The sequence below is a fragment of the Mesorhizobium sp. M7A.F.Ca.CA.001.08.2.1 genome (genome assembly GCF_003998455.1).
Taxonomy (GTDB): Bacteria; Pseudomonadota; Alphaproteobacteria; order Rhizobiales; family Rhizobiaceae; genus Mesorhizobium; species Mesorhizobium ciceri.
Genome location: NZ_RZPW01000167.1, coordinates 1 through 9,486, shown reverse-complemented (window position 1 = coordinate 9,486; position 9,486 = coordinate 1). Strand labels below are relative to the sequence as shown.

Here is a 9,486-nt window from a genome sequence, read left to right as displayed (position 1 = left end):
AGATCAACCGCCGCACATCGCTGGTTACCGTGTCACTCGGCTCGGGCGCCGAGGCCGACGTGGTCTTCCTGTTCACCTCGGACATCTGTGGCGAGAGTGCCCGCCTGCCCCGCCATGCGCGAGCCTGGGGTGACCTGGCCGTGCTGCAAAAGGCAGTGAGGGATGCGCGGGTCGAAGCGTTGTCGGGCTTCCGCAACGAGGTCGCGGGCGGCAGCTACCCCGGCAACGCCGAGGTCGCCGGCATCGCTCAGGCAGAGCTTGACGATTTCCGCGAGCGGCTGGAGTCGGAACGGGATTAGATGGCGGCAACGCAAACGGCGGCCCGCGCGTGGCCGGTCCGCCGAGATGTTGAGCGTTTGGGGAACGGAAGACCCGTCTTCGCGCCTAGATGCCGAAGAACTGCTTGCCAACCATGTAGCCCAGCGCCGCTACGACCAGCGGAAACAGTGCCGGCGCGGCCTTGCCTAGAAGGGAGACCTGCTGGTCCTTCGCCGGCGTATGACGTGCATTGCCGAGATTCTTGGTCATTGCTTGCCTCAGGTTCGAAAGACTCATTAGCAAATGCTGATTAACAGCATGGCCGCATTAACGGCCTGATAGGAAATCAACTCTGATCAGATGCAAATTCTAATGATCGGCACATGGACGGCAAAGACGCGCTGCCCTATTTAGCGGCGTTCGAAGCATTGACCGGGGCACGCGGCCATTCGCGCTGCTCGGTAAAACCGCGCCTGAACAACAAGATGGCTCAGGAACCCGATCTAGCAGGTGAACGCCAGCTCCACAGCCGGTGTGTTCGTCCGTCGCCTCGCCCGAGCTTCGTGTTGATAGGCGCGCGGCATGCCCGCGGCGTAGGCAGGCCGCATCCCGTCGAAAAATTCGCAAACCAATGTCGGACTGGTTACACCTCGTTCGTCCTTGGGGTATCGAACAGGCATTCATGAAAGGATCCAGCATATGCCCGGCACCGTACGTTTGCACCGCGTTCTGACGACCAGCCCGGAAAAGGTCTATCGCGCCTTCGTCGAAGCGGACGCGCTGGCCAAGTGGCTTCCGCCAAACGGCTTCACCTGCACGGTCCATAATTTCGAGGCAAAGGTCGGAGGCACATTCAAGATGTCGTTCCGCAATTTCACCACCGGCGACAGCCACGCCTTCGGCGGCGAATACCTTGAACTCGTTCCGGGCGAGCGCCTGCTCTACACCGACAGATTCGACGATCCCAACCTGCCCGGCGAGATACGGGTGACCGTGGTCTTGAAAAAAGTGTCGGTCGGCACTGAAATCGACATCACCCAGGCCGGCATTCCGGACGTCATTCCGGTCGAGGCCTGCTATCTCGGCTGGCAGGAGTCGCTCAGAAATCTGGCAAAGCTCGTCGAGCCCGAGATCAATCAGTAGGCTGCGGATGGCCGGGAGAACGGCCGTTTCTGGCCTGCCGAAGCCTGAAACTTGGACTGTGGCGGGAACTGCCCTTTGTCGCTAGCAATTCATCATTGCGGCACCCCTGTGCCTGGACGTGTCGATGAAGAATGCAGCGGAGGTTGAAAAAGCATGACTCTGACCAACCGAGACATCGTCGAGTTGACGGCGTGGCGGCGCCAGCTGCACCAGTATCCGGAAATCTCGAATGAAGAGGAGAAGACGGCAAAGGAGGTCGTCGCCTTCCTCGCCGATACGGGGCCGGACAAGGTGCTGACACAGCTCGGCGGGCACGGCGTCGCGGTCACATATGACAGCGGCAAAGCAGGGCCGACGGTGCTGTTCCGTTCGGAACTCGATGCCTTGCCTATCGAAGAACTTTCAGGCGTGCCGCATGCGTCGCGCGTGCCGGGCAAGTCGCATATGTGCGGCCATGACGGACACACCGCCATCCTGGCATCCCTCGGCCGGCAGTTGGGGCGCGAGCGGCCTGCAAGTGGCCGCGTCGTGCTGATGTTCCAGCCGGCGGAGGAAACCGGCAATGGCGCAGCCGGCGTCGTTGCCGATCCCCGCTTCGGCGAGATCGCGCCGGATTTCGCTTTCTCGCTGCACAACCTGCCTGGCGTGCCGTTCGGCGAGGTGCGGCTCAAGCCCGGCGTGGTCAACTGTGCGTCACGCGGCATGCGCATCGTGCTGGAGGGCAAGACCGCCCATTCATCCATGCCGGAGACCGGCACCTCGCCGATGCTGGCGATCAGTGAGCTGATGCCGGCGCTGCCGGCGCTCGGGCGCGGAACCTTCGCCGACGACGACTTCTCCATGCTGACCGTCACCCATGCCGCGATGGGCGAAGCCGTGTTCGGCATCGCGCCTGCTCATGCGCAGGTGTGGGCAACGCTGCGCACCCGGCGTGACGAGCGCATGGCGAACCTTTGTGCTGCTGCCGAGGCACTGGTCGCCAGGATCGCCGGCGAGCATCGCCTTACCGCCCGCTGGGACTATCACGAGATCTTCGTCGCCAGCGTCAACGCGCCGGACGCGGTGGAGCATCTGCGGCGCGCGCTCGATGAAGAGGGCGTATCGCACGGCGAAGAGGCCCTGCCGATGCGCGCCTCGGAAGATTTCGGCCTGTTCGGCCATAGTGCCAAGTCGGCGATGTTCTTCCTCGGTGCGGGCGAGCGGCACCCCGCCTTGCACAATCCCGACTATGACTTTCCCGACGACCTGATCCCGATCGGGTCGAGGATCTTCATGCGCACAGCACGCAATCTCCTGGGCTGACCTCCGCCAACTCCAACGCCGAAAGGAACATGCAATGCCAAAGATACCGAAGAACACGATTTGCCTTTGGTTCGACAAGGACGCCGAGGCTGCGGCGCGCTTCTACGCAGAGACCTTTCCCGACACCAGCGTGGGCGCCGTTCACCGTGCGCCGAGCGATTTTCCGTCCGGCATGAAAGGCGACGTGTTGACGGTCGAATTTACCGTCGCCGGCATTCCCTGCATCGGATTGAACGGCGGCTCCACATTCAAGCAGAACGAGGCCTTCTCGTTCCAGATCGCCACCGACGATCAGCAGGAAACCGACCGCTACTGGAATGCCATCGTCGGCAATGGCGGCCAGGAGAGCGTGTGCGGCTGGTGCAAGGACAAATGGGGCGTGTCCTGGCAAATCACGCCGCGCACGCTGACCGAGGCCATGGCGGCCGGCGGCGAGGAAGCCAAACGCGCCTTTGATGCGATGATGGAGATGACGAAGATCGACGTCGCGGCGATCGACGCAGCCCGGCGCGGCTGACCTCGATCGCGGCTGAGTTGCTATCTGACCTTGATGACGACCTTGCCCTTGGCGCGTCCTGTTTCGACATAGGCCAGCGCCTCATTGGTCGCCTCGAAGGGAAATATCCGGTCGACGACCGGGCGGATCGCGCCGGATTCGATGAGCGATGCGATCTTACTCAGCTGCTCGCCCTGCGCCCACATGAAAAGGAACGAGAACGTCACGCCACGGCGCTTGGCTTTCGCTCGAATACCGCGGCTCAGCAGGCGAAGCACCAGCCTCAGCACCACGTTCAGTCCCTTTTCCCTGGCAAATTCCGGATCCGGTGGGCCGGAGATGGAGATGAGCTTGCCACCCGGTTTCAGCACATTCAGTGATTTTTCAAGTGTCTTGGCGTCTTGGCTGTTCAAGACGACGTCGTAGCCCGAAAGGACTTTCTCGAAATCGTCTTTCCTGTAGTCGACGACGATATCGGCGCCGAGCCCCTTGACCAGACCGGCACTCGCCGCGCTGGCGGTGGTCGCAATGGTCGCGCCGAGATGCTTTGCCAGTTGGATGGCGAATGTCCCCACGCCGCCGGAACCGGCTTGAATGAAGACCTTCTGTCCCTTCTTCAGCTTGGCCCTTTCGACGAGCGCCTGCCAGGCGGTCAGGCCGACCAGCGGGATCGAGGCCGCCTCCTCCATGCTGAGGTTCCCGGGTTTCAGGGCCACGTCGGCTTCATCCATGGCTATGAACTCGGCGAACGTCCCGATCCGGCCATCGCGCGGCCGCGCATAGACGTCGTCGCCGAGTTTGAATTTGCGGACTTTCGATCCCACGCGCACAACCCTCCCGGCCACGTCGTGACCCAGGATAAAGGGCCGGCGATAGGGCAGGATCAGCTTGAACTCTCCGGTTTTGACCTTGGAATCGAGCAGGTTCACCGCCGCTGCGTGGACCTCGACCAGGACATCGCTGTCCCCGAGTTTCGGCTCCGGCATTTCGGCTAGCCGCAGAGTGCCGTTCTTGCTGTACTTGTCGACGACGAATGCCTTCATGGCAGTGACTTTCTGAGAGTGATTTTGGTGTGTCGCATGTGCGTGAAATCCTCTGCTCGCTGCGTTCAAACGGGCAGGCGGAATTGGTTCCGCAGGCTCTTGTCGAATATCCCCGCGGGAGCAAAGCGACGCAGCAGGCTGACCTGGCGCGCAGCCTTGCCGGCGGTGTAGCGCCGTTGCGGACGGGCATCGGTCGCTGCCTTGACGACCACTTGCGCCACCACTTCCGGTCGGTCGGCGACAGGCATCACGTCGCGAAGCAGCGCTTCCAGCGTAGCGCGGGCTTGATCGTATTCCTGCAACGGCGAATCCGGCTGGATCCCGTTCTGGTCGAAGACAGTACGAACGAATGCCGGCTCGATGACCGAAACGCGGATATTGAAGGCGCGAACCTCGTGGTCGAGCGATTCCGAATAGCCCTCGAGCGCGTGCTTGACCGCCGAATAATGCGCTGAATACGGCGCCGGCACCAGTCCCAGCACAGAGCCGATATTGATGATGCGTCCCTCGCCACGCTGCCGCATCGACGGCAGCACCGCATTGGTCATGCGGATGACGCCGAACAGATTGACGTCGAACAGGGCCTGCACCTGGGCAATCGAGAATTCCTCGGCGCCTCCAAGCTGGCCAACGCCGGCATTGTTGACCAAGAGGTCGATCCGGCCGGTCTGCGAGAGCACCGTCGAAACGAGTGCGGCAACGGCCTCACTGTCGGTCACGTCGCAGATCAGCATGGTCACCCCGTCCGGATCGTTGCCGGCCTTGCGCCGGCTGGTTCCGAAGACGGTGAACCCGGCCCGCGCAAGGGCTTCGGCACTGGCGCGGCCGATGCCCGAAGAGGCCCCGGTCACAACGGCGGTTTTTCCGGCATTCGTTTTCATTTCGTGCTCCAAACTCATGGGGGGCTAGCTTTTTTTCATCCGTTAAATTACAGTCGTAATATCAGATTATGACCATAATGCAATAGCAGAAAGGAATAGCAGCCATGCGCTACGAAAAGGGCAGGAAGGACGCCTCGCGCGGCCGGATCCTGGAGGTCGCCGCGGAACGCTTTCGGAAAAACGGCATAGCGGCGTCCGGACTGGCAACCATCATGGGCGACGCCGGGCTGACGAACGGGGCTTTCTATCCCCACTTTCAATCAAAGGCGGCGCTTGTCCGTGAAACGGTCGCTGCAGCTCTCGAGGATCAGTCCGACGAGATACGGCAAGCATTGGCCTCCGGCGGCTTGGCAATGGCCATAGACACATATCTGTCGGCGGCGCATCGGGATAACCCCGGGAAGGGCTGCGCCTCTGCCGCCTTGCTGGCGGAAATCGCCCGTGAGCCACCCGAAACGCGTCAGCTTTATACCGAGCGTTTGCTGACCCAGGTGCACCAGGTGTCGGTAGAGCTGCCGCCGCAAACTCCTGATCCGGAGGGCGTTGCGTTCGCTATCTTTGCGACCCTCATTGGCACGCTTCAGCTGGCCCGTGCCGTGGAGGGAACGGAATTGTCGGATCGTATCCTTGCGGCAGGGAAAGCTGCGGCGCGCGCGCTGATCGAGCAGAGTTAGGGGATGTCACGCGTGGGCACGTCAAAGTTATTCTCATGCGGTGTGACGCCCAGCCCCGCATCGGCCCCTTGGCAGGAACAGCACCGCCCGTATGATGGTCAGATGCGCGCCCGCTCTTCAGTGCCCGGTGCCGCGACCGAAGGACCTGGCGTCCTTGGCCAGCACCAGTTCGGCATCGTCGGTAACATAGCTGACATAGCGATAGTCGCGGATGAAGCTGATCTGACCTTCCCGCCACTCCAGCCACATGAAATGATGCGGTTTCTGGTCGGCATGGCTTTCGAACACAGCGATCACCTCGCGGCCGTCGAGCCAGGCCGGCGTCAGCCACACGCGGTCGCTTTTGGCGTAGATCGTGAAGAACATGCCGACCTCCGCCGCACCCGAGCGCGGCGCATGCAGGGACTGATGAAGCCTGACGTCGTCGGCAAGCAGGGCGCGCAAGCCGTCCCAATCCCGCTGGTTGAACAGGGTCGCATAACGGACCACGGCGGCCGACGCGATACGCGCATCGGGAGCCGAACTGGCCTGCGCACTGACTTCCCTAAGCCGGGCGCGGCCGCGCGCCAAGTGCCCTTTCACCGCATCGACGGTGATGCCGAGCAAAGCAGCGATCTCGGCCAGCGGCTCGTCGAGCACATCTCTGAGGATGACGACGCTGCGCTGGAGCAGCGGAAGCTCCGCGAAGCGCGACACTGCGGTCTGTATAGCTTGCCTGCGCATCAGCATCTCCACCGGGTCGGCTTTGGTGTCGTCGGCAATTTCAAGCGCCGCCTCGATAGGCTCCGCCGCGCGGATCGCGCGGCTGCGCAGCAGGTCCAGCGCACGGTTGTGGGCGACGCGGAACAGCCAGGGCCTGAGCTGCGGCACCTCGCCCAGCTCATTCAGCGCAACGAAGGCCCGCGCAAACGTGTCCTGCACGACATCCTCCCCGTCGATGACCGAGCCCATCAGGCGCGCGCAATAGCGGTGCAGCTCTGGCCGCATCGCGGCGGCAAGGGCAAGCAGCCCTTCCCGTCGGTCGCGGTCCACGGCAGGATCTCGTTCGCTCAAGCCGCAGCCCCCTCCATCACGGTTACGCCCGCGTCGCCATTGAGGCCGAAGACGATGCCCTCCGCATATTGCGGGTCTTCCAGCACGGAAACCACCCTGTCGCCGAAGGTCCGGGGCGGCATCGGCGCACCGAAGCGGGTGACGAATTGTTCGGGCGTGATGCCCATGGATCCGGAATAGGCGCCGGCCGCCGCATCGCCTGTTCCGGTGCCGAGGATCATCTGCCGCGGCACGATCGCCTGAAAGCGGATGCCGAGCTTCTTCTCCTGCGAAACGCCGTTGGCGTACTTCGCCATGAACCACAGCATGCGCTTGGCGCCGCCATAGCCGCCCGACAACTGCGACCCGGTGACGGCGGCACCGCTCGATCCCACCAGAACACGGCTGCCCGGCTTGAGCGGCAGGTTGAGCGCCGCCTGCAGCCAGTATAGCCCGGCCTTGACGTCGGTTTCCCAGGCGATTGAAAAATCTTCCCAGCTCAGTTGGTCCAACCGGCCCATCCGGGGCGTGGCACCAGCATTCAGAACCACGACGTCAGGACGAACCTCGCTAAGAATGCGATAGGCCGCGCCCTCCTCCGCAACGTCGGCGCGGATAGTGGCGACCCCAAGCCGCGCACCGACCGCATCCAGCGCCTCGACGCCACGGGCAACGACGGTCACGCTGGCGCCCTGTTCGACCAGCGCCTCGACCAATCCGAGGCCAAGCCCACGGCTGCCACCGGTGACCACGATTTTTTTATTCCTGAGGCTCATCGACCCTGCTCCTTAGCTTCACTGTAGCTAAGACGTTTGAGGGTCGGAAAAAGAGCCAAGGTCCGGCGAGGCGCGCTGTCGCGGCGACGATCCGCGACATGCCGGCAATGTTGGCGATAGGGCGGAAGAAGCATGATGCCGCGCCGCGTGGGCAGTGGAGCGATTAGGGGCTGCATTGCATTAAATGTGAAGCCCAATTGCGCTCATGTCACCCCCAGCCAAACAGCCGCGCCAGCCGCTTCTTGAGCGGTCGCAGGGACAGGCGCCGACGCCGGGAGAATCCCGCAATCCTCTGCCGCACCGCATGCATGGCATCGGCGTGGATGGCATCGACGCTCATGGTACCGTTGCCGAGTAAAAGGTCGGGGCCCGAGACCGGGCGCATGATGCCACGCAGAGCCCGCTCGTGCATCTCGGCGTAGCGGCTGTAATCCACCCCCGCGTCCCAGCCAGGCGGCCGCGTCAGAACGGACGGGTTATTATTGATTTCGAAGGTCTGGACCTGGCCGTCGACGATGCCGTAATCGATGCGCCCATAGTCGATGCCGGCCAGTGCGAAGACATGCCCGATCTGATCGGCATGCGGATTGTCGTCCACGTAGGCGCGGCTTTCGGCCCTGTCGGCCTCGGTGAAGCGGGTGCTCGGAAACTTGATGTACCAGTTCTCATTGATGAAGCAGTGCTGCGGATAGACGGTTGGACCGACCTTGTAAGCCGAGTATTTGCGGAACCGCCCATCGGCCGAGGGAGCCGCGCCATATTCGACGATCATCAGGTCCGGGTCTTGACGGACATGGCCCGGCAGACGGGCAATCGCTGCTTCCAGCGCATCCGTGCCGTCGATCAGCCCGGTCAGCGGCGGCTCATGCTGGCTTTCCCAGCGCACGAAAACCGGAAAGCGGCGTACCGACTTGCGCTCACCCAGCCGATGCACATCGAAATGGTTGAGGCCCGCGGCCTCCAGGCGTTTCAGCAAGTCAAAGCGGCGTGGCACGATTGCCGGATCGTTGAGCAGCAACAGGCCTGGATTGAGCGAGGCGATGCGCTCATGGAGGGCGACCGCCGCCTGCAATTGCGCCGGCGCCAGCCTTTCAAAATCCGTAAAGATGAAGGTGCCGGGAGCGAGGGGGCCGAGCCTCGCGGCCAGCTCGTAGGGAATGATCCGGACAAGATCACCAAGCCCATGCTGGTAATAGCCAAGCAGTACGCCCATCGTGTAAGCGTGTTGGCGCGTGCAGAAATAGTAGATCGGCCCCTGATTGTTGGTCATGGCCGGGTGTCGATATCCTGGCATGCACGACACACGACTGTCTTAGCTGACAAGATTGGACTTTCCGCAAGGCAATGCATACCGAATCCCCCTCCAATGCTCTGTTCAAATCCGGCCGGCATCCCTGGCAAGGGATTCGCGCCGGTGCTTTCGCAGGTGCCGCGGACACCTATGCTATCCACGATGAAATGCGACGGCGCGCTCCGGTCTGGCAGGCGCCGTGGGGCGATGTCTATCTCACCGGCTACGATCTCGTTTCGGGCAGCCTCGCCAATCGCAAGCTTTCGCACGTGCCGCCGGCCGATGTAATGGCGGATTCGGATTCCGCGATCCGCGACTGGCTGATCTATCAGGAGGGCAGCGCTCACGCCGCCCTGCGCCAGGCCCTGCAGCAGCCCTTTGTCGGCAAGGGCATGCCGGCTTTGCGTCTCATTGTAGCTGAAACGATCGAAGACCTCATGGGCGATTCCGGCTTGTCCGGGACGACCGAAGTCGTGGCCGCCTTCACGCGCGCCGTGCCCGAACGTGTCATCTGCCGCCTGCTTGGCGTACCGGACCAGGACATGCCGATGGTCCGGGCATGGTCGGGTTCGATCCGCGCCCTTCTCGAT

Annotated in this window: 11 protein-coding genes and 1 pseudogene; 6 read left to right on the top strand and 6 right to left on the bottom strand. The window is 62.8% G+C overall.

What is annotated here, in order from left to right:
- A pseudogene (locus tag EN914_RS12635) lies at positions 1–299 on the top strand (ketopantoate hydroxymethyltransferase); the annotation flags it as partial.
- A gap of 85 nt (positions 300–384) precedes the next feature.
- On the opposite strand, the gene EN914_RS12630 reads toward EN914_RS12635, so the two are convergent.
- Entirely contained in the window at positions 385–528 is a 144-nt protein-coding gene (locus EN914_RS12630) for a hypothetical protein (protein WP_081714329.1), read from the bottom strand.
- A 429-nt stretch (positions 529–957) separates the two neighbouring features.
- On the opposite strand from EN914_RS12630, the gene EN914_RS12625 reads away from it, so the two are divergent.
- From EN914_RS12625 to EN914_RS12615, 3 genes are all read left to right on the top strand, one after another.
- Positions 958–1,401, top strand: coding sequence for an SRPBCC family protein (locus tag EN914_RS12625; protein WP_013530517.1), 444 nt, complete (start codon positions 958–960; stop codon positions 1,399–1,401).
- A gap of 153 nt (positions 1,402–1,554) precedes the next feature.
- A complete protein-coding gene (locus tag EN914_RS12620; RefSeq protein ID WP_013530516.1) occupies positions 1,555–2,703 on the top strand; it encodes an amidohydrolase in 1,149 nt (382 codons plus the stop codon).
- 43 nt (positions 2,704–2,746) lie between these two features.
- Positions 2,747–3,220, top strand: coding sequence for a VOC family protein (locus tag EN914_RS12615; RefSeq protein WP_024503922.1), 474 nt, complete (start codon positions 2,747–2,749; stop codon positions 3,218–3,220).
- Between the two features lie 20 nt (positions 3,221–3,240).
- Here the strand turns inward: EN914_RS12615 and EN914_RS12610 are convergent, their stop codons facing one another.
- Together EN914_RS12610 and EN914_RS12605 are read right to left on the bottom strand one after the other, a co-directional pair.
- Entirely contained in the window at positions 3,241–4,242 is a 1,002-nt protein-coding gene (locus tag EN914_RS12610; protein WP_024503923.1) for an NADP-dependent oxidoreductase, read from the bottom strand.
- Between the two features lie 65 nt (positions 4,243–4,307).
- Positions 4,308–5,123 carry an oxidoreductase gene (locus tag EN914_RS12605; RefSeq protein WP_024503924.1) on the bottom strand — a complete coding sequence of 272 codons (816 nt, stop codon included), beginning with the start codon at positions 5,121–5,123 and terminating at the stop codon, positions 4,308–4,310.
- 104 nt (positions 5,124–5,227) lie between these two features.
- Here EN914_RS12605 and EN914_RS12600 point away from each other — a divergent pair, with 104 nt between their 5' ends.
- On the top strand, positions 5,228–5,797 hold the full coding sequence (locus EN914_RS12600; protein WP_013530512.1) for a TetR/AcrR family transcriptional regulator: 570 nt from the start codon (positions 5,228–5,230) through the stop codon (positions 5,795–5,797).
- Between the two features lie 117 nt (positions 5,798–5,914).
- Here the strand turns inward: EN914_RS12600 and EN914_RS12595 are convergent, their stop codons facing one another.
- The 3 genes from EN914_RS12595 to EN914_RS12585 form a co-directional block, all read right to left on the bottom strand.
- Positions 5,915–6,850, bottom strand: coding sequence for a sigma-70 family RNA polymerase sigma factor (locus EN914_RS12595; RefSeq protein ID WP_024503925.1), 936 nt, complete (start codon positions 6,848–6,850; stop codon positions 5,915–5,917).
- Positions 6,847–7,605 (bottom strand): SDR family oxidoreductase, encoded by a 759-nt coding sequence (locus tag EN914_RS12590; protein ID WP_024503926.1) that lies wholly within the window; start codon positions 7,603–7,605, stop codon positions 6,847–6,849. Before EN914_RS12590 ends, EN914_RS12595 begins: the two co-directional genes overlap by 4 nt.
- Before the next feature lie 208 nt (positions 7,606–7,813).
- On the bottom strand, positions 7,814–8,875 hold the full coding sequence (locus EN914_RS12585) for a hypothetical protein (RefSeq protein WP_024503927.1): 1,062 nt from the start codon (positions 8,873–8,875) through the stop codon (positions 7,814–7,816).
- Positions 8,876–8,949: 74 nt separating this feature from the next.
- Here EN914_RS12585 and EN914_RS12580 point away from each other — a divergent pair.
- Positions 8,950–9,486, top strand: a 537-nt coding sequence (locus tag EN914_RS12580; protein ID WP_164778727.1) for a hypothetical protein, incomplete at its 3' end; no start/stop codon positions are given.